Annotated in this window: 14 protein-coding genes and 1 pseudogene; 7 read left to right on the plus strand and 8 right to left on the minus strand. The window is 65.4% G+C overall.

Annotated elements, in window-relative coordinates; all coding sequences use genetic code 11:
* Positions 1 to 39: 39 nt before the first annotated feature.
* Positions 40 to 1,554 (plus strand): rhodanese-like domain-containing protein, encoded by a 1,515-nt coding sequence (locus ACQCS0_RS05350; RefSeq protein ID WP_354154089.1) that lies wholly within the window; start codon positions 40 to 42, stop codon positions 1,552 to 1,554.
* 42 nt (positions 1,555 to 1,596) lie between these two features.
* On the opposite strand, the gene ACQCS0_RS05355 is transcribed toward ACQCS0_RS05350, so the two are convergent.
* The 4 genes and pseudogenes from ACQCS0_RS05355 to ACQCS0_RS05370 all read right to left on the minus strand — a co-directional run bounded on the left by ACQCS0_RS05355 (position 1,597) and on the right by ACQCS0_RS05370 (position 6,267).
* Positions 1,597 to 1,971 carry a cupin domain-containing protein gene (locus ACQCS0_RS05355; RefSeq protein ID WP_354154088.1) on the minus strand — a complete coding sequence of 125 codons (375 nt, stop codon included), beginning with the start codon at positions 1,969 to 1,971 and terminating at the stop codon, positions 1,597 to 1,599.
* Between the two features lie 236 nt (positions 1,972 to 2,207).
* Positions 2,208 to 2,477 carry a TetR/AcrR family transcriptional regulator gene (locus ACQCS0_RS05360; protein ID WP_354154087.1) on the minus strand — a complete coding sequence of 90 codons (270 nt, stop codon included), beginning with the start codon at positions 2,475 to 2,477 and terminating at the stop codon, positions 2,208 to 2,210.
* A 73-nt stretch (positions 2,478 to 2,550) separates the two neighbouring features.
* A pseudogene (locus ACQCS0_RS05365) lies at positions 2,551 to 2,703 on the minus strand (MFS transporter); the annotation flags it as partial.
* 99 nt (positions 2,704 to 2,802) lie between these two features.
* Positions 2,803 to 6,267: an SNF2-related protein gene (locus ACQCS0_RS05370; protein ID WP_354154086.1), complete on the minus strand. Its 3,465-nt coding sequence runs from the start codon at positions 6,265 to 6,267 to the stop codon at positions 2,803 to 2,805.
* A gap of 92 nt (positions 6,268 to 6,359) precedes the next feature.
* Between ACQCS0_RS05370 and ACQCS0_RS05375 the strand changes: the two genes are divergently transcribed.
* Both ACQCS0_RS05375 and ACQCS0_RS05380 read left to right on the plus strand, forming a co-directional pair.
* A complete protein-coding gene (locus ACQCS0_RS05375; protein ID WP_354154085.1) occupies positions 6,360 to 6,626 on the plus strand; it encodes a type II toxin-antitoxin system Phd/YefM family antitoxin in 267 nt (88 codons plus the stop codon).
* The gene (locus ACQCS0_RS05380; protein WP_354154084.1) at positions 6,589 to 6,885 is read left to right on the plus strand and encodes a type II toxin-antitoxin system RelE/ParE family toxin; all 297 of its coding nucleotides are present in this window, start codon (positions 6,589 to 6,591) and stop codon (positions 6,883 to 6,885) included. Before ACQCS0_RS05375 ends, ACQCS0_RS05380 begins: the two co-directional genes overlap by 38 nt.
* A gap of 71 nt (positions 6,886 to 6,956) precedes the next feature.
* On the opposite strand, the gene ACQCS0_RS05385 is transcribed toward ACQCS0_RS05380, so the two are convergent.
* Both ACQCS0_RS05385 and ACQCS0_RS05390 read right to left on the minus strand, forming a co-directional pair.
* Positions 6,957 to 8,615: a thiamine pyrophosphate-binding protein gene (locus ACQCS0_RS05385; protein WP_426940048.1), complete on the minus strand. Its 1,659-nt coding sequence runs from the start codon at positions 8,613 to 8,615 to the stop codon at positions 6,957 to 6,959.
* A 120-nt stretch (positions 8,616 to 8,735) separates the two neighbouring features.
* Positions 8,736 to 9,239, minus strand: coding sequence for an Lrp/AsnC family transcriptional regulator (locus ACQCS0_RS05390; RefSeq protein ID WP_426940049.1), 504 nt, complete (start codon positions 9,237 to 9,239; stop codon positions 8,736 to 8,738).
* 93 nt (positions 9,240 to 9,332) lie between these two features.
* Here ACQCS0_RS05390 and hisC point away from each other — a divergent pair, with 93 nt between their 5' ends.
* From hisC to ACQCS0_RS05410, 4 genes are all read left to right on the plus strand, one after another.
* Complete coding sequence (gene hisC, locus ACQCS0_RS05395) at positions 9,333 to 10,424, plus strand: histidinol-phosphate transaminase (RefSeq protein WP_426940050.1); 1,092 nt, start codon at positions 9,333 to 9,335, stop codon at positions 10,422 to 10,424.
* 52 nt (positions 10,425 to 10,476) lie between these two features.
* On the plus strand, positions 10,477 to 11,889 hold the full coding sequence (locus ACQCS0_RS05400; protein WP_426940051.1) for an amino acid permease: 1,413 nt from the start codon (positions 10,477 to 10,479) through the stop codon (positions 11,887 to 11,889).
* A gap of 319 nt (positions 11,890 to 12,208) precedes the next feature.
* Positions 12,209 to 12,562, plus strand: coding sequence for a type II toxin-antitoxin system HicB family antitoxin (locus tag ACQCS0_RS05405; RefSeq protein WP_426940052.1), 354 nt, complete (start codon positions 12,209 to 12,211; stop codon positions 12,560 to 12,562).
* 86 nt (positions 12,563 to 12,648) lie between these two features.
* Positions 12,649 to 12,894 (plus strand): hypothetical protein, encoded by a 246-nt coding sequence (locus ACQCS0_RS05410; protein WP_426940053.1) that lies wholly within the window; start codon positions 12,649 to 12,651, stop codon positions 12,892 to 12,894.
* A 13-nt stretch (positions 12,895 to 12,907) separates the two neighbouring features.
* Here ACQCS0_RS05410 and ACQCS0_RS05415 read toward each other — a convergent pair whose 3' ends face one another.
* Both ACQCS0_RS05415 and ACQCS0_RS05420 read right to left on the minus strand, forming a co-directional pair.
* Positions 12,908 to 16,198: a UvrD-helicase domain-containing protein gene (locus tag ACQCS0_RS05415; RefSeq protein ID WP_426940054.1), complete on the minus strand. Its 3,291-nt coding sequence runs from the start codon at positions 16,196 to 16,198 to the stop codon at positions 12,908 to 12,910.
* Positions 16,195 to 19,023, minus strand: coding sequence for a PD-(D/E)XK nuclease family protein (locus ACQCS0_RS05420; protein WP_426940055.1), 2,829 nt, complete (start codon positions 19,021 to 19,023; stop codon positions 16,195 to 16,197). Before ACQCS0_RS05420 ends, ACQCS0_RS05415 begins: the two co-directional genes overlap by 4 nt.
* Between the last annotated feature and the right edge of the window lie 33 nt (positions 19,024 to 19,056).

Below are 19,056 nucleotides of genomic sequence, written 5' to 3' on the forward strand. Positions count from 1 at the left end.
GCCGCACACCTAACAGACCACGAGCGGAGGAGTACCATCGTGAACCTGCATCTGATTCCCATCGTTGATGAGGGGCTGGGCAATTCCACCTACCTTCTGGATCTAGGTGCTGGATTGGCGCTGGTGGTTGACCCGGAGCGGGACGTGCGTCAGGTACGGAAGGAGGCCCGCCGGCTCGGGCTGACCATTGCATTCGCCGCCGAAACACACCTGCACGCGGACTTCATTTCGGGGGTACGCGAACTGGCAGAAACCGAAGGAGCCACGGTTCTTGCACCGGAGGTTGGCCCCCGCGGATTCGCCCACACGGCGATGACGGACGGGGACAGGCAGCACCTGGGGGCGTATACCCTGCAGGCGCTGGCGACACCCGGCCATTCGCCCGAACACCTTTCCTATTTGCTGATCGACGGCGACGAGCTTGCCGGTGTGTTCACCGGCGGGTCTTTGATGGTGGGAAGCGCGGGACGGACAGACCTGGTCAGCCCGGAACTGACGGTGCCCTTGGCCCGGGCCCAGTACCGCTCGCTGCAACTGCTGATGGAACTGCCCGACGAGACCCTGGTGTGGCCCACCCATGGTGCCGGGTCCTTCTGTTCCGCGGGCTCGGCGGCGGAACGGACGACGACGATCGGCCGGGAACGGGCCACTAATTCGCTTCTGCAGGCCACGGGCGAGGACGCTTTTGTCGCTGCCCTGCTCGGTTCGCTCGGCACCTTCCCGGACTACTTCCTCCGGCTGGCGGAAATCAATCTGCGCGGACCCGCCGTGCTGGCAACCGCGAAGGCCCCCACTCCGCTTCCCCATCAGCAAGTCATCGAGCTCCAGGGCCAGGGCGCCCAGATTGTGGACACCCGGCGGCCGGCGGATTTTGCCGCCGGCCATATTCCCGGCGCCCTTTCCATCATGCTCCGCCCGGTGTTTGCCACCTGGCTTGGATGGCTGGCCGATCCGCAGCGGCCAGTGGTTATCGTGCGCAGCCCGGACCAGGATCCCGAGGATATCGCCTGGGCGGCGGCCAAGGTGGGCTTCGACACCCTTGCCGGGGAACTCGACGTCGGCCGTCCTGCCGGAGGTGATGCCGTCGAAGCAGCGACGTCGTCTTTGATCGGGGCCGGGCGCCTTCTTACAGGTCCCGAAGCGTCCTTCTCCGTCGTCGATGTACGCCAGGCCGCAGAATTCCGGACAGGCCGCATCACCGGCGCCCGGCATCTCGAATTGGGGGAACTCGCACACCGCCTCTCAGAACTGCCGCCCGGCCCCATCGTGGTGATGTGCCGCCACGGAGAGCGGGCCATGACGGCGGCGAGCATCCTCGAACGCGCCGGCCGCACCGACGTTGCGGTGCTGGACGGCGGTGCTGCCGACTGGGCGCGCGCTGCGGGCCGCCCCCGGAACGGGGACGATAGCCCGCCCGGCACAAGCGTGGCAGCGTCGTCGAGGCGGACGATCTGCTGGCCACCTCGTCCGCGGCACCACCACCGGCAGTGCCGTGCAGCTCGCCACGTGGTGGCGCTCAGCGACGGGTGTGCGACTGCGCGCGGCCGCCGCTGAGGACGACGGCGCCCGTCGCCGGCGCTAATCGGACTCAATCATTTAGTCGGACTTGGCGTATGCGGCCGCACTCATGATTTCGTACCCCACGAACGTCTCGTCGTTTTCAACCCATGCGTCGTGGCCCGGCGGAATGGCGTAGGCGTCACCGGCGTGGATTGTGGTGCGGGTCCCGTCTTCCAACTGAACAGTGAGTGTGCCGGCGGTGCAGAAGCCCAAGTGGTTGTTCTGGCAGCTGTCGGTGTGGACCACGGTCTTGACCGTCTCGGACCAGCGCCAGCCCGGTTCGAAGGTGAACCTGCCCAGCGTGGTGCCGCCAATGTTGACCACGTCGACTTCTGTCTTTGGCGGACGGCGCTTTTCATCCGGTTCGTTGAAGGACTTTGATTCAAGGGTTGTCACAGTTACTGCAGGCATTTCAGTTCTCCTCAACAGGGAGTGGTTTATAACTGTTCCTCCGGAACGCGATTGGGGCTCCGGGAATGCAGGTCCGATGGGGCCCGGGAATGCCGTAAGGGCTGAACGAGACTTGCGACGGGAGGCCTCAGGAGGCCCGACGGCGGGACAACAGCTAGGGCGGTACGCCGCTGCGCTTTCCGCTGCCAAGGATCCTGGCGACGGAAGCGATTCCGGCAAAGATTTCCCTTTTCGCCTTACGGCCACCTGAATAGTGACCCATGAGAGTCACACTGCTCGGCGTGATCAGGGAAGCTACCTCGGCAGTGAGAAGGCCCCACTCCCGCATGACCGTCCTCGGGTGGGTCTCGCGTTCCCGCATGGCATCGGAGCGCTTGTACGCAGGGACGAGACCCGGCGCCGGCCAGGTTTCGGTCGTAGAGGGCGCGGACAAGTCCCGTCTTTCCACCGAAGGCTTTGTAGACCGTCTCGACCGAAACGCCGGCCTCGGCGGCGATGGCTGCCACTGTGGCGCTTGCGTACCCCCGCTCACCAAGCTGCCGCTCGGCTGCCTGGAGGATGGCATCCCTGTTCCGCCGCGGACAGTGCCTGCGTGGCCAGGATGGTTCCGGCGGGACCGCCTGCGGTGGCGAATGAGGTGGCGAAGCCCCGGTTCTTCTTGGGCGTGTGCTCCAGTGCCATCAGTGCGGCTCCGCCCCATTCACCGCCGACGGCGATTCCGTGGATCAGCCTTGCCTGCCGGCGCAACACTGTGCCGCTCCGCTGTAGGCCGGGATGGCCGGCTACCGGGCAGGGCTGGAAAACGGCGGTTACGGAGCAATCGATGAGGACCTAACCGTCGAACAGGCCCCTGACGTCGTCCGCGGACAGCGCTGAGGCGAACATCGCGTCGTCGTCCAGGACAGCGGTGAACAGCTTTGCCTTCTTTTCCTTGAGCGCCATGACTTTCTCTTCGATGGTGTCCTTGGCCACCAGCCGGTAGACCATAACGTTCCGTGTCTGGCCGATCCGGTGCGTGCGGTCAACGGCCTGCGCTTCCGACGCAGGGTTCCACCATGGGTCCAGCAAGAAGACGTAGTCCGCCTCGGTCAGGTTCAGGCCGAACCCTCCGGCCTTCAGCGAAATCAGGAAGACGGGTGCGGTGCCGGACTTGAACCGCTCGATCACCTCACCGCGCCGCCGGGTGCTGCCGTCCAGGTAGGCGTAGGGGATGCCTTCGGCGTCCAGCCGCGCCGCGGCCTTGCCCAGGAAACCGGTGAACTGACTGAAGATCAGGGCGCGGTGTCCCTCGGCCACGATGTCGCCGAGCTGCTCCATCAGGGCATCGAGTTTGCTGGACGGGACGGACGCGTATTTCCCGTCTACCAGGGACGCGTCCAGGCTGAGCCTGCGCAGCGTGGTGAGGGACTTGAAGATGGCGAAGCGGTTCTTGTCCATGTCTTCAAGCAGCCCCAGGACCTTCTGCCGTTCGCGCTGCAGGTGCCGCTGGTAGATGGTGCGGTGCCGGGGTGCCAGTTCCAGCTCCAGCACCTGTTCCTGCTTGGCGGGCAGGTCCTTGGCCACCAGCTCCTTGGTGCGCCGCATCATCAGCGGCCGGATCCGCCGTCGTAGCTGCGCCAGCTTGTCCGGGTCCCCTTCCTTCTCCACCGGGATCCGGTAGTAGTCGCTGAAATTCTTCGACGACGGGAACAGGCCGGGGGCGGTGATGGAGAACATGGACCACAGCTCCATCAGGTTGTTCTCCATGGGTGTGCCCGTGATGGCGAGCTTGAACGGGGCCGGGAAGCGGCGGGCGTTCTGGCTGGCCTTGGTAGCTGGATTCTTCACGAACTGCGCCTCATCCAGCAGGAGCCCGGCCCATCGCCGGGCGGCGTAGGCCTCGTAGTCCAGGCGGAACAGTGTGTAGGAGACAATGACGACGTCGGCGCCGGCGGTGAGTGCCGCGGGATCAGTGCCGCTGCGCTGCAGCGTGTCCGTTACGGCTGTGACGCGCAGCCCGGGGGCGAACCGTTCGGTTTCCGCGGCCCAGTTGGGCACCACGGAGGTGGGGGCGACCACCAGGAAGGGATGGCGTGCATCGGCGTCCCGGTCCGGGACGCCGATGCCGTTTTTTGCGTGGCAGACCAGGGCAATGGCCTGCAGGGTCTTGCCCAGGCCCATGTCGTCGGCGAGCACGCCGCCCAGGCCCTGCTCCCACAGGAAGGCCAGCCAGTTGAAGCCTTCCTGCTGGTAGGGGCGCAGCGACGCGTGGAGGCCTTCGGGCTGCGGCACGTCCTGGATCCCCGAGAACTGCAGCAGCCCGCCGACGCTCCGCCGCCAGGCATCCGCCTGCTCCGCGGTGGCGGCCAGTTCCTCAAATTCTTCCCAAAGCGCGGCCTGGTACCGGCTGATCCGCAACGGACCTTCCTGGTCCTGCAGGGCACGGGCTTCCTCGATCAGCCGGCGCAGCTGCAGGAATTCGGGTTGGTCGAGCCGGAAATAGTTCCCGCTGGAGAGCATCAGGTGTTCCTCGCCGGTGGCGAGGGCATGGAAAAGCTGCTGGAAGTGGACGTCTTCCCCGCCCAGGGTGACGCTGACGCCCAGGTCGAACCAGTCGCCGTCGTCCGTTTCCTTGGTGCTGACGCTGACCAGCGGACTGTCTGTCAGCTCGCTGTAGTCCGGGACCTCGCCGGCGATGACCACCCGGACGTACTCGAGCTTTTCCAGCAGCGGGAGCGCTTCGGTGGTGAACCGGGCGGCGGCGACGCTCTTGAGTACGGCCGGTTCGGTGCTGCCGGTGTGCCCGGACCGGGCGTCCGGGAACTGCTCCCGCCACGCTGCCGGGTACGCGGCCAGTGCAGCCGCCACGCCGGCCAGGAACTGGGCTTCGACCCCGGGGTCCCGGTGCCCGCCGCCGCCGGGGGTAAGCGGCTGGCGGGTGGTGGTGCCGGCTGAGGCGTACTCCCAATGCCATTGAAGCTGCAGGATGCCGGGTTCATGGGTGGCCGTCAGCACCAGTTCCGGAGGCAGGATCTGCGGCAGTTCCACCGAGCCGTCGCTGGATACGATGTCGGTTGCCTGCGCCAGCTGGGGGAAGGTCTCGCCCAGGAAGGAACTGCGGGCCGATGCCGGAACCAGCAGTTCCGTGCGGTGCCGGATCAGCGGCCGGAAGGTCTCCGGGACGGACGAAATGATCGGGGCGAGGTGGAAGCCGGCCGGGGCAGTACTGGTGCCCGGCCCTGTGGCGGGATCCCACCAGAACACGCCATGGCCGGGCCGGCCGATCATCCCCATCGCGCGGTGGTCGGGTGACTCAGTCCCGTCATTGACGGTGACGTGCGGGCTCAGCCGGAGGCCGCCGTCGTGCTCGCGGAGGTCCATGGAGATGGTGACGGGGTCGTGGATGGCCACAGCCTCTCCGGACTTTGCCGCGATCAGCGCCACGCCTGCTTCCTTCGCGTCGGCGAGGAGTTGCCAGAGCAGCGGGCTGTGGAATTGATCCACGGAAAGGTGCGTGCCGGTGCTGGGTACCCCTTCAATGGCGTAGACGCCGGCGAACGCGCGCATCCAGCGGATCTGTTCCGGCTTGAATTCCTCGAGTTGGTAGCCGTAGCTTGAACGTCCGAAGGTATCCCAGCGCAATTGGGCAGTGACCCACTTGCCCTTGACGCCCAGCTTCACGGGGCGGGCCGCCAGGCTGATGGCTGTGGCCGCCTGGCTGTCCCAGGGATCGTTCAGCCCCGGCGGGGACCAGGTCCGGCCGGGCGCTGTTTCCTGAAGCTCCAGTTGCACGCCGAGCTGCAGCGTACGTGCGGGGGTGGACCGGTTGGCGTGGGGGTTGAATGCCGTGTACCGGGGCGCGGCCTGCGGGTGCAGCAGGCTGTGGAGCTGCCGCTGCCACGGATGGGGCGGCGCCTGCTTCGTGGCTGCCTTTCCCACGGGTTTTTTGGCAGTCGGTGGGGTTTTCCCTTTCGGCTCAGGTGCCATCTCCAAGAGCATCGGCTGCTCCATCGCGGGTCCGCTGCTGATTTCCAGGAGCAGCGCAGCCACGTGCTTGCAGTTGTACGCCATGGGGCACGAGCAGTACCCCCATTCAAGGCGGAGGCCGTCTACGCCCTGCTTGAACGACGCCTTGGTTCGGTAAGGCGCGTCGCGGTTGCCCTGGACCTTGCCTTTTAGTTCCAGGTTCTTGGGATTCCATTCGACGTTGAAGACCGCAGCCTTGCGCGCGTAGGTACGCCCGCGGCTTAGCGAGGTGGCGCCCACAAGGGAGCTGATTACGGGATCGGCGAGCTGCGGCGGGTGCGTCAAAGTCACACGTAAACGGTACCGGGACGGCACGGTTAAACTGCCCAAGATTTCTTCCGCAACCTATACGCTACGGAGTAGCTAAATTGTACAATTTAGCTATGAATGAGGTCAGTGCAACAGTAGCCCGCCAGCGGTGGGCTGAAACCCTGGACTCGGCGCGCCGGGAACCTGTCCGCGTCCTGAGCCATGGCAGGACCGTGGCGGTGGTCATGGACCCGGAATTGGCGGAGAGGGCGCTTCAGGCGCTGGAGGATCTGGAGGACATGGCAGCAGCGGACCGCGCCCTGGCCGCGACGGAGGCCGGTGAGCCGACGTACTCGCTGAAGGATGTGGCAGCGGAACTCGGCATTGAACTTGGCGAATAGCCACTATGAAGTCCGGCTATCGACTGCAGCCCGCAAGCAGTTGCACAAATTTGACCGTCCCGTGCAGAAGTTCTTGCTTGACGCGCTAAGCCTGCTTGCTGAGAATCCCCGTCCCGTCGCCGCCAAGTCTTTGGTTGGGAGGCCGGGGCAGTTGCGCATCAGGGTCCGCGACTACAGAATCATCTATCAGGTCTGGGACCAGGAACTGATCGTTTTGGTGCTCTCGATGGGGCACCGGCGAGACGTATATGACAACTAGCCTCAGGTGTCCGCCCAGCTTGCCGATGATTCGCTCCAGGAAGGCCGGTTTTCCCTGCCCGCCCGGGTCAGTTACCCCGCCACCGCGGCCTTGGCTGCCTGCTTGGCGTTCATCCATTCGGTCAGCCACGGTGCCCGGACGCTGGACGTGATCCGGCAGTCGGCCACGAAGGTTCCCTTGGCGCCGGCGTCGATCCACTCCGTGAGCGCAGCAAGATCCGCCAGCGAGCGGATGATCGCGGACTCGGCACCGAGTGCGCGGGCAATCCCGCTGAAGTCCACCTCGGGGATCAGCATGGGCTTTTCGGTCAGGCCCTGGGAGCCGTATTGGTGGATTTCGGCGCCGTAGGCGGCGTCGTTGTAGATCACGACGACGGCGCTCGCCGCCGTACCAATGAGCGATTCGAGGTCGGACAGGCCCATCAGGAAGCCGCCGTCGCCGGAGGCCAGCACCAGGGTGCGGCCGTCCTCCAGTGCGCGGGCTGCCCCGACGGCGCTGGCAAGGCCCAGCCCGATGGCCTGATAGGCGGTCCCCACCATCACCAGGTCTTGGGGCCTGGGGATGTTCCAGTACATGGGTGCCCAGCCGACGAAGTGCCCGCCGTCCTGGACCACCGTGCGGCGCTCCGGCAGCACGGCATCCAGTGCCGTGGCAAGTGAACGCGGATCCAGCCGGCCGTCCGGGGTCTCGTCCGAGCCTGCCTGGTGGCCCGGTCCTTCGGCGAGGCGCCTGCGGGCTTCGGCGCGCCACGCGTCGGCGGAAGCAGAGTCGTCCAGCATCCGGAGGAGGCGCGCCGCAGCGGACTTCGCGTCCGCGCTGACGAACAGGTCCACCCGGGGGTTGGTCGGCTGCAGGGCGGCGTCGATCTGGATGACCGTGCTGTCCGGGCCGAGCAGGTGCCCGAACCGCATGGTGAAGGGGCTCAGGCTCGCCCCGGCCACCAGGACCACATCGGCCTCGCCCATGAGCCCGGCCGCAGTGTCCGTGCCGAAACCGCCCGCGACGCCCAGGTACCCCTCGCAGTGGAGGAGGTTGAGCGCCAGGGCGGTTCCGGCGGTCAGCGCGCCCAGGCGGTCCGCGAGTTCGCGGAGTTCCGGGCCGGCGCCGGCGAGGTGCGCGCCCCGGCCGGCCAGGATCAGCGGCCGCTTCGCCCCGGCGAGCAGGCGGGCCACCTGCCCGAGGCCGCCGTCGACGTCGTCACTCACCGCCGGTGTCAGCGGCGCGGGAAGCTCTTCGTCCGCAGCCTCGAGTGCGGCGAGGTCGTAGGGAATGGCAATCACGACGGCGGTGCGCTTGGTGAGTGCGTACTCCACCGCCTGCTGGGTGATGGAGCCCGCGGCGTCGCGGGTGACGGTGAAGGTCGCCGCACCGAGGCCCGCGGCGATGGCCGCCTGATCCACATCCTGGGGCCGGGCGCCACTGCTCGGTGCGTCCCCGGTGACCAGCACGACGGGGATTTGCGCCTGGACCGACTCTGCGAGGGCGGTGAGTGCGTTGGTGTAGCCGGGGCCGTAGGTGGTGGTGCCCGCCGCGAGGCGTCCCGAGGCCCGGTAGTAGGCGTCGGCCGCGGCGATGGCCGCGCCTTCGTGCCGGACGGCGGAGAAGCGGAGGCCCAGCTTTTCCGCGGCGTCCAGGAAGTAGACATTGCCGTTGCCCATGACGCCGAAGACGTCGCTGAGGTAGCTGCTGAGAACCTGCGCCACGCGGCCGGAGACGGTAAGAGTAGTCATGCAGGAAGCTTGTGGGCTGGCACACGTATAGGCAAGAGAGGCGAGTTCGACTGGGATATTTGGCAGGAGGAGGCCAGGCTACGTGAAAATATGCCCAATTGTGGCGCGCATCACCCGCGGTTAGTTGGAAGGGCGGGATTCCTGCTCCGACAGCCGGCTCAGGAGGCCGTCGTAGCGGGGCGGCATGAGTTCCAGCACGGAAATGGCCGTGCTGGTCCGTTGGATCCCTTCGATTTCCAGGATCTGGTTGGTGATGCGGTATAGGTCTGCCGTGCTGCGTGCCACCACCTTGGCCATGAGGTCCGCGTCCCCGGTGGTGGCGTGCACCTCGATGACCTCCGGGATCGCGGCGAGCCCGTCTTCCACCGCACCTGTCCGCGTCTGGCTGATGGACAGTGAGAGGAAGGCCATCAGGTCATAGCCAAGCGCGGCGGGATCCAGCCTTCGGCTGAAAGAGCGGAGGGCGCCGCTGCGTTCCAGCCGCGCCAGCCGGGCGTGGACGGTGTTGCGTGCGACGCCGAGCGTCCGGGAGAGTGCCAGAGCGCTGGCTTCGGGGTCCTTGTCGAGGGCCAGGATGATCCTGCCGTCGAGGGAATCGAGGGTGCGAGAGTTCGCGATGGTCATATTTTCACCACAGACAGTTGAAGTTGAGCAGAAGTCCCAATGGCTTGAGCGTATCTTGCAATGTGCGCGGGGTCACAACCATGATCAGTGCTCATGACCCCTGATCAACTCCTGGCCGCACCCGCGCTGCCCACCCTTCGTGGCGCCGTCACGGGCCTTCCGTCCTACGTCCCGGGCCGGCGCAGCGATGGCATGGACATCGCGGCCCTTGCCAGCAACGAAAGCCACTACAGTCCACTGCCAGCTGCCGCCGCTGCGGTGGCAGAAGCGGCCAGCACCATGAACCGCTACCCGGACATGGCCGCCGTCGAACTCCGCGAACGGATCGCCCGGCACCTGGGCGTCACCGCCGGGGAGGTCGCGGTGGGGCCCGGCAGCGTGGGCGTCCTCCAGCAGATCATCACCGGACTGTGCGACGCCGGGGATGAGGTGATCTTCGCGTGGCGCTCCTTCGAGGCCTACCCCATCCTGGTTGAACTGGCAGGCGCCCGGCCCGTCCGCATCCCGCTGGATGAGGCTGAGGGCCACGACCTCGGTGCCATGGCCGCGGCCGTCACTGCCCGCACGAAGGTGATCCTGCTCTGCACCCCCAACAATCCCACTGGCGTGCCGATCAGCCATGACCGCGTCGAGGCGTTCCTGCAGTCGGTCCGGTCCGACATTCTCGTGGTGATCGACGAGGCCTACGTGGAATACGCCGAAGCGGGCAGCGGCCCCGATTCCCTGGCGCTCTACCGCCGGTACCCGAACGTCTGCATCCTGCGCACCTTCTCTAAGGCCTACGGACTCGCCGGCCTGCGGGTGGGATACGCCGTGGCGGCGCCGGACATCGCGGAGGGACTGCGCCGCACCGCGCTTCCCTTCGCGGTGAGCGCGCTGGCCCAGAAGGCGGCCATCGCATCGCTGGACTCTCGTGTGGAGATGGAAGCGCGGGTGGCCGCCGTCAGGCGGGAGCGCGCACGGATGGCTGGGCAGCTGGAAGCCCAGGGCTGGAAACTGCAGGCGAGCCAGGGCAATTTCCTGTGGATCCGTGCGGATGAGAGCCTCCTGGCGAGACTGGTGGACGCGTGCGACCGCGCGGGCATCCTGGTCCGGGCGTACCAGGGGGACGGCGTGCGGATCACCGTGGCCGATCCCGCCTCCAACGACCGGGTGCTCCGGCTCCTCGAAGCCCACGCAGCCTGACAACCGACTGACTTTTTAGCAATCCGTTCCGCCTACAACCAGAGGAAACTCCATGGAACAACAGACAATGACGTCTGGCCGCGCACTGGGCGCCGCACTCAAACCCCGCCAGCTCACCATGATGGGGCTCGGAAGCGCCATTGGCGCGGGCCTCTTCATCGGCTCCGGCGCCGGCATCCAGGCTGCCGGCCCGGCCGTGCTGATCTCCTACCTCGTGGCCGGCACGCTCATCATCCTGGTGATGTGGGCCCTCGGCGAGATGGCCGCCGCCAATCCTGACAGCGGCGCCTTCTCCGTCTATACCGCCAAGGCCTACGGGCCGGTGGCCGGTGCCACGGTGGGCTGGCTCTGGTGGCTGCAGCTCGTGGTGGTCATCGCGGCCGAAGCGCTCGGTGCGGCAGGCCTGCTTGCCACCATCTTCCCCGCCCTGCCGGTGTGGCTCATGGCCTTCGTGTTCATCGTGGTGCTCACCGCCGTGAACCTGACAAGTGTGAAGAACTTCGGTGAGTTCGAGTTCTGGTTCGCCCTGCTCAAGGTGGTTGCAATCGTCGGGTTCCTCCTGGTGGGCGCTGCCCTGCTCTTCGGCTGGCTGCCGGGCGTGCAGTCGCCGGGCCTGGCCAACTTCACTGGCGACGGATTCGCGCCCGACGGTTTCGCCGGTATTGCCACGGCGCTCTTCGTGGTGGCATTTGCGTTCGGCGGCACCGAGATTGTGTCCGTGGCGGCAGCTGAGACCGCCGAGCCGGCCCGCAGTGTGAAGACGGCAGTCCGGACCGTGCTGTGGCGCATCCTGGTCTTCTACATCGGTTCGATCTTCATCATCGCCGCAGTGGTTCCCGTGGGTTCGGCAGGGCTGAAGAGCCCGTTCGCCGCCGTGCTGGAAGCCGCCGGTATGCCCGGCGCAGCCACCGCCATCACCCTGGTAGCAGTGGCAGCACTGCTCTCCGCCCTCAATGCCAACCTCTACGGCGCCTCCCGGATGGCGTTCTCCCTGGCCGAGCGGGGCGAGGCACCTCGTTGGCTGGCGTCCGTGTCCAAGGCCCAGGTTCCCGTGGTCGCAGTCCTGGCCAGCGTCGCCTTCGGCGTTGTCACTGTTGTTTTGGAACTGGCCTTCCCCGAAATGGTGCTCGGCGTCCTGCTCAACATTGTGGGCTCGACCTGCCTGTTGGTGTGGACCTCCGCACTCCTGGCCCAGCTCGCGTTGCGTCTCCGCGCCGACCGTGAGGGAACGGAGCTTCCCCTGCGGATGCCAGGTTTCCCGTGGCTCACGTGCTTCGGCCTGCTCATCCTCGCGGCGATCTTCACTGTGGGCTTCATCGGCGAGGATTCCCGTCCCCAGCTCCTGAGCACTTTCGCGCTCGTGGCGCTCCTGGCGGCGGCGAACTGGCTGAACCACCGGAAACGGAACGTTCCCTCGGCTGTTGAAGCCTCGGAGGGTGCCAAGGAGTCGGTGCTGATCGACTGAATCAGGTACTTTGGACCCCTTCGTGGGTTCGTGTGAACAGAGGGCGCGTCTGGCATTGGCTCGGCGCGCCCTTTGTTGTCCCGGGCTGGCTGATGTATGCCGGGCTGTGGTTGCCGGAGCTTGCCAGGTCATGCCCGACGACGGCGCCTGCTTTGAGCCCGGGTCCGTGAATCGTTCCCGAAGTTCTGGCAGGGGCGCTTTTAGGGGCAGGCACATCTTGAGAATTGGTGCCAAAAGTGGCACCATAGTGCATGTGGCGAGCATCGACAAGATCGAGAAGCAAGCCAATACTGCTATCGATCGGAGCAAGGAGAAGTAGATGCCAACCCCTAAAGCAACTGCCGCGCCGTCCCCGGTGGCGCAGTACCGATACTCGGTTCAGTGGTCGCCGGAGGACCAAGAATTTGTGGCAACGGTTCTCGAGTTCCCGTCCCTCTCCTGGTTGGATGAGGACCAGTTCGAGGCGCTCCGGGGCATTGAACGCCTGGTGTCCGAAGTTATCGACGAACTTACCCGGTCAGGCGAGCCAGTGCCTCAGCCAATTGCGAGCCAAACCTTTAGTGGCAGGCTCAACCTTCGAGTACCCCCAGAGCTTCACCGGAAGCTAGCGATTGAGGCTGCCAATCACGGCGTGCCCCTGAACAAGTACGCAACTGAGCGGTTGACGGCGTAAACCAGTTGGCGAATACAAAATCTGCTTAGACGTAAGAAATTTTTGTAACTTGTTGGAATGTCCGGGACCGCGGTTATGTTGCTTGCATGGCTAAAGACGGAACAACAAAGAAGGCCCCCGCGACTCGAAAATGTCCGGTGTGCGGGAATGAGTCCTGGCGCATTGTCTATGGCATGGTCATGCGCGAAACAGTGGAGCAATACCCGAAAGCGGAATTCGCTGGTTGCGTCGTGATGGATGAACAGCGCATCTACCCGGCCACCGGCCACGTTGAGTGGGGCCTGCCGAAGTGGGCGTGCCAGAATTCCGAGTGCCGCCACCGTTGGTGGTGACGTCATCCGGCATCTATGCCTTGCTCTCTGCTTCACCCTGCCGTGGCCGGCGGCGAATTTCAGCGTCTCCAGCCCGGCAGAAAATGAGGACGAGCTCACTTACCTTCTGACCCGTGATGCTCTCCACCATTCGGGCATAGGTGGAGAGCTGGCGCCAGTATGCTGCCAGCCTCTCTTGGGTGATACTGATGTCGGTTTTGAAGTCGGCGATAACCAGTGTCCCGTCGTCCTCGCGGTACATGAGGTCGATGATGCCCTCCAGCGTGAGACTAGCAGCCGGGGTGACGACCGGCAGTTCGAGCCAGTGCTCCCGTTCCGCGGCGCGCTGAACGGGCTGGCTCCCCAGCGCGGAGCGGGCCCGTTCCGCGAGGCCGGCCGGATCCGCGAGGCCGGCCGCGTTGGCGACCCTCTCGGCGAGCACATCGAAGTTCCCGGCTTCCCGCAGCTGGCTGAGCTCCAGCAGCCGGTGCAGGGCCGTACCGAATTCCTTGCCGTGTTCCCTGCCCGGCGCTGCGAATGACGGCAGTGCTTCGTCCTCCTCGATACTGACAAAGCGCGGCGCCCCATCGGGTTCAAACCCGGCCAGGTCCGCGGCTCCCTTGGCAGTCGCGGTTACGGACGTGGAGGATGCGATGGCGGAGTTGTTCTGCCACGCCGTGCGGCGCTGCTGCCACGCGTCGAACGCTTCGACGGGCAGGACCTCATGGGACGCTCTCGCCTGTACCGGTAAGTCCGCCGGAATATCGAGGTCCGGTGCCGAGGCCGTGTCTGCGTCCCTCAGAAACTGGCCGAGACTGCTTCTGGCGTTTACGTAGTGGGATACGACGAGGTGGCTTTCCGCGCGTGTGCACGCAACGTAAAGCAGCCGGATCCGCTCTGCCTCGCCGAACAGGCTCTCCACTCCCTCCGCGGCACCATAACCGGCCGACCGGATGTCGCGGATGAAGTTCACCTGCACTTGGGAACCCTGATCCCAGAGGGCTGCAGCTTTTTGGTTGTTAGGCCCGGAGCCAGTGCCGGCCAGGATCACCATGGGAAATTCCAGCCCCTTGGAGGCATGGATGGTCATGATCCGCACAGCCTGGACATCGGTCTCCGGCACTACGGCTTCCTTGACCCGAGAATTCTCCTCCTGCTGCGCGGCAGCCCAGACGAGGTAGTCTCGCAGGCCGCCGTGCGTGGCCTCGGTCCAGGCACGGGCCTGGTCGACGACGAAGCGGAGCCGGCGCCAGACATCCCGGTAACGCGGGGCATCAACGGCTGCCTCCAGCATCCGCCGGTCGCTAGTAAGTCGTTCCATGATCTCGGCAGGCGTCAGCACCTCAATGTCGCGGCACAAGGCGGCAAGGTACTTGAGGGACTGCGCGACGGGTGAGTCCTTAAGGGCATCCGGTACGTCCGAGAAAAGGCTCCACCAGCCCTCGCCCTGCTTCCATTCGAACAGTTCATCATCGCCGCAACCGAACATCGCCGACCGCAGGGACAGCACCAGCGCGGCTTCGTCCGCTGTATTGGAGATGGCCCGCATCGTGAGCAGCAGGTCGGTGACCTCCTGCGTGGAGTAGACCAGTGAAGACGCCTCGGCACGGTACTCAATGCCGGCGTCGTCCAGCGCATCCTCGAGCGAGGCAAGGGACGTACGGGTGGGGATCAGTACGCAGATGTCCTTCAGCTCGACTGGCGAACATTCGAAACCACCGGATCGCTTGCTTTGCTTTTGCCAGCCCGGCAGCCCTGCGGTGCCGGTTGCAATTCTGATCGCTGCCGCGACGTCGGCCGCTTCCTGCCGGCGCATGTCGTCAGCGGTGACCTTTCCCGATTCACCGGGCTGGGCGCCCGCGCGCCCGATGACCGACACAGCCGGGCCGTAGTCGTCACTCCACGCGGGACGCTGGGGATCGGGCGTCAGCGCGTGGTATTCAGGCTGGATGGTGCCGCTCGCCATAATGAGCTGCCCGAACGTTCCGTTGATCCAGTCGAGGAGCGTTCCGGTGGAGCGGAAGTTCGTCCGGAGCGAGGCGATGCTCGACGACGGGTCACCGGAGAAGCGCTGCTGGGCCGCGAGATAGGTGGCTATGTCAGCACGGCGGAAACGGTAAATGGACTGCTTCGGATCCCCGACGGTGAACAGCCGCCCTGGCGGGACCCTTAGCTGCTCCCAGCCGTCCACCCCACAGATCTCGTCGGCCGCAATGCGGGTTGCAAGTTCCGCCTGGACGGGGTCGGTGTCTTGGAATTCGTCCAGCATGATGCAGCGGTAGCGATCGTGAAGTGCCGCATGGACGGCACGTTTTTCCTCACCGACAAGGAGGTTCCGGGCATGAATCAAGAGGTCGTGATACTCGAGTTCGCCGCTGTGCTGGCGTTCACGGGCAGCCTGCAGAAGAACCTCAGCAATGGCGGCGGTGACAGTTTCAATGGCGGGCTGGACAAAGCTGTTGCGCAGGGCGATCGCCTGCTGCGCCAGGTCTTTGCAGGAGCTCCGCACGTCAGCGACGTTGACGGACCAGTTGCCCTTTTGCCCACCGCCGAAGCCAGATTGCGGAACGGAATGCAAGAGCTCGAGGACCAGGCCCAATTCGCCGGTTTCGGCCTCGGCGAGTCGGCCGCGCCAGCTCTTGATGTGTTCGAAAGCCGTGAGCAGCTTGTCGGCAGGGTCGTTGCAGCGGTCAGCGTGTGCGAGGACCTCGGAGGTCTGGCGCAGAAGCGGGCCCAGGTCCACAGCGGGGATGTGGCGCCGCTGCGGAGGGTGGCTTTCCAGCCGGTCCCAGTTCGAGTCCAGGTCAGACGCCACGTTCTGCAGGTGGTCCAGCGAAACGCCGACAGCGAGGAGGATGCGGAGGGCGTCGTCGACTGATGGATCAGTGAAGAGTTTTTGTCGCGCAGCCTCCCATCGGCGGGTAAAGGCAATCTGGGACCGCAGCTCATCCACCACGGTGATCAGGGGCGGGACCCCGGCCTGGATCGGATGTTCGCTGATGACGCGGGCAGCGAAAGAATGGATGGTGCCGATGGGTGCGGTGTCCAGCTGGTCGAGGGCCCGCCGGCGCAGGTCTGACGGGCTGGCGTCGTCCAGCTGCCGGCGAACCCGTTCCCGAAGCTCGCCTGCCGCTTTCTCCGTAAAGGTGATGGCTGCCACGCTCTTAAGTTCCACGCCGGCGTCGACCATTGAGCAGATGCGCTCGACAAGTTCGTGCGTTTTGCCGCTGCCCGCGCCCGCTTCGACGAAGATGTTCGCTTCGAGCTCCTGCTCGATCAGCGTGCGGTCGCTCTGGTCTGTGAGTTCCAGGACTTGGGGTTTCATTTCTCCGCCTTTAGAAGCTGGGCATAGGGCTGCAGTTCGTGGGCATTTTGGAGCTTTAGCCACTGCTGGCCAAGCTCAGGCGCGCCCATCATGGTGGTGAAGTTGACGTAGCGGTCGGACTCGGGCCGAGGGGGGAAAACCCCATTCCGCAGCGCAGAAATGATGGAACCCGCATCCGTGCGCAGCTGCTCCATTACCTCGTCAGTCACGGGGTAGCCGATTTTCGCGAAGTCGCCTGCTTTCGAGATGAACCAGTACTCAGCCGCGACGGCTGACAATCGGTCGGCGAGGGTCCGCGCGAACAGGCCGTAGACGGGCAGCTGAAACCGGGTGCCCTCGGCGGTGGGATGGTTTTTGAGTGGCCTATATTTCTCCGACTTGCCGGTCTTATAGTCGATGACCCGGATCCGGCCGTCGTTGTGGCGGTCGATCCGGTCCACTTTCCCCCGAAATCGGATCACGGCGCCGTCCTCAAGGGCCAGCTCAACCGGCGGATAGCTGTCCGTGTCCTCCGGACCGAAGCTTGCCTCCTCCGCGAGGTAGCTCCAGCCGTCCGCAAACCTCTCGTTGTCATCTTCCAGCACCCGCGTCAGATCCTGGCGGATCATGGCCTGGTTGCGCTCCCAGACGTGGCTGAGCCACGCCGGGTTGGCGAAATGCGCAAAGGCCGCGTCTGCCAGCTCCATGAGGCGGTCCGACGACGGCGGACGGCCGTCCTTGGTGATGCCGCGGACATAGTCCTCCAGTATCTGATGGACAAGGGTGCCCCGCTCCTGCGGCGAAATCTGCACCTCCAATGCGGCGTCCTCCAGGATGTTCACCTTCAGGACGTGCTTCAGGAAGTAGCTGAACGGGCTGGTCACCCAGTCTTCGAGCCGCGTGGGGGACAGCGCTCTTTCGGGGTCAACGATGGCCCCGGCATGGGCGCCGAGGTTGCCGTTGAACCTGGAGAAGATGCCATCGCGCCGGTCACGGGTAGCAGCCAGTGCGCGCTGCAGCGCAGTATCGTCCGGAAGCGCCGCTGTACGCTCCTGTGCGGTAAGGATACGGCGCAGCCGCCACTCTTGGGCCGTCGGGGGAATTGCGGCTGACGTGGGAGCGCCATTCTCTATGCCGTGGGCGAAGGACTGCAGCTGATTCTCGGGCTTGGCGGTGATCCAGCGGGAGATTTGGTAGCTGCCGGATCCGCGCAGGTCGCCGCGTGGGCTTGTGATAGTCCGTTCCGATCCCGCAGCGAGGGCAGCCAAGAACTGTTGCTTGCTAGCCTCTGCTCGCTCCTCCACAGCCGGAAGACCACCGCCCAACATGGTCAGAACGCTGTCCGGAAGGAGCGGATTTTCCCGGATTCTTGCCGGTGCCAGCCCTTCCGCCGCGCCGAGAAGAAACAGTACGTCGAGGTCCCTGGCTACGGCGTCAGCATACCCGCCGATGACGACGCCCGTGCCGCTTTTCCCGGTCCAGCCGCCTTTGGAGGCGACCGCGTCTTCCATGGCACTTCGGATGAGCGAAGGGCGGGGCGTGGGTCCGACGCCGTCGAGGTGCCGGAGATCGAGGGCGGCCTCGACCAGGGCGTCGCGGGCAGCAGTCTTTTCGGGCCGTTCAGCGGCTGTGCGGGGGCCCATAAAATCTTCAAGAAGCGAGACCAGCACTGCTGATGCCTCGCACCAGGTTGCAGCCGTGTGGACTTGGCCAAGCCGGGCCGCAAGTGCTTCGGCAAAGGACTGGAATATATCGAACCGCTCAAGGCGGGAGGCGAAGGCAGCAGGGTCTTTCCCGACGGCGTCCTCTTCGGCCGGTGGGTTGGCGTAAAGCCTTTCGCACATGGCACTGCTGGGCAGTTGCTGTTCCTGCCAGACAAATGTGCCTTCCGCATGGATGTTCAGGATGGCTCGCGTGTCGGGAAGCTGCGGGTCAAGTTTCAGCAACTGAAGGAAGCCGCGTGCGAGGGGCGAGTCCACGAGCCGGTGGGCTGCCGGGCCGACGAACGTAACTCCGGCTTGGCTAAGCCGCTGCGTCAGCAAGGAGGCGTAGGGCTGGGCGGCGGAGTGGAAGATACCTATGCGGTGGCCCGGAGTGCCTGCTGCCAGCTTTTCGACGACGAGCCTGACGACGGCGCGAACTTCGTCGTCGGCGTCTGAAGCGGTCATAAGGGTTGTTCCGCTCTCCGCGGACCCGGACGCAGTGATCTGCTGCATCCCGGCCGCTTCGAGGCGTGCTTTGAAGACGGCCGGTGAGGGCCGGGTCTCGGCGCCCAGCATGAAGCCGATAACAGTGCCGAGTCGCCGCGTCACAGCGCTGGTTCCAAGTTTGCTGCCCGCGAGGGCAAAGGCCTCATGGTCCGTGTACCACTGTGGTCCGAGCGCCTGCTTGGCCATGCCGTGGATTCGAAGAACTTCATGCATGAGGCCGGGGAGTGCAGGGTCGGAGAGGTCCGGTACTGCATCCAGCAGCTCGGCCGTCTTGGCTATGGCGCGGGCGGTGGCGGGCTGGTCAGCGACATCCTTGAAGAGCCCGGGTTCGTCGGTCAGGACCTTTGTTACTGCCCCCAGCCGGAGTACCGGAAGAAGCGGGCGTCTCCCGTCGATGGCGGGCTCGTCGGCGATGAGGTCGCTAGCCAGGTCTTTCAGCGTGAGTGCTTTGATGCCCGCACTTCCTGCGCCAGCGTTGAGGGTCCTACCTAGGAAATGGGCCAGATCCCTCCCGGAAGCGTGGGACGGGACTAAGACGGTGACAGGAGCGAGCGGATCCTTGGCCTGAATGCGGCTGATTATTGCTGCAAGTTCGGCCAGCGCATCGCCCACCGAAGCATAAATAGTGCTGGTCATGCTGTCCCCCTCATCCCGACATCTCACAAAATA

The sequence above is a fragment of the Pseudarthrobacter sp. S6 genome, assembly GCF_050156575.1.
Taxonomy (GTDB): Bacteria; Actinomycetota; Actinomycetes; order Actinomycetales; family Micrococcaceae; genus Arthrobacter.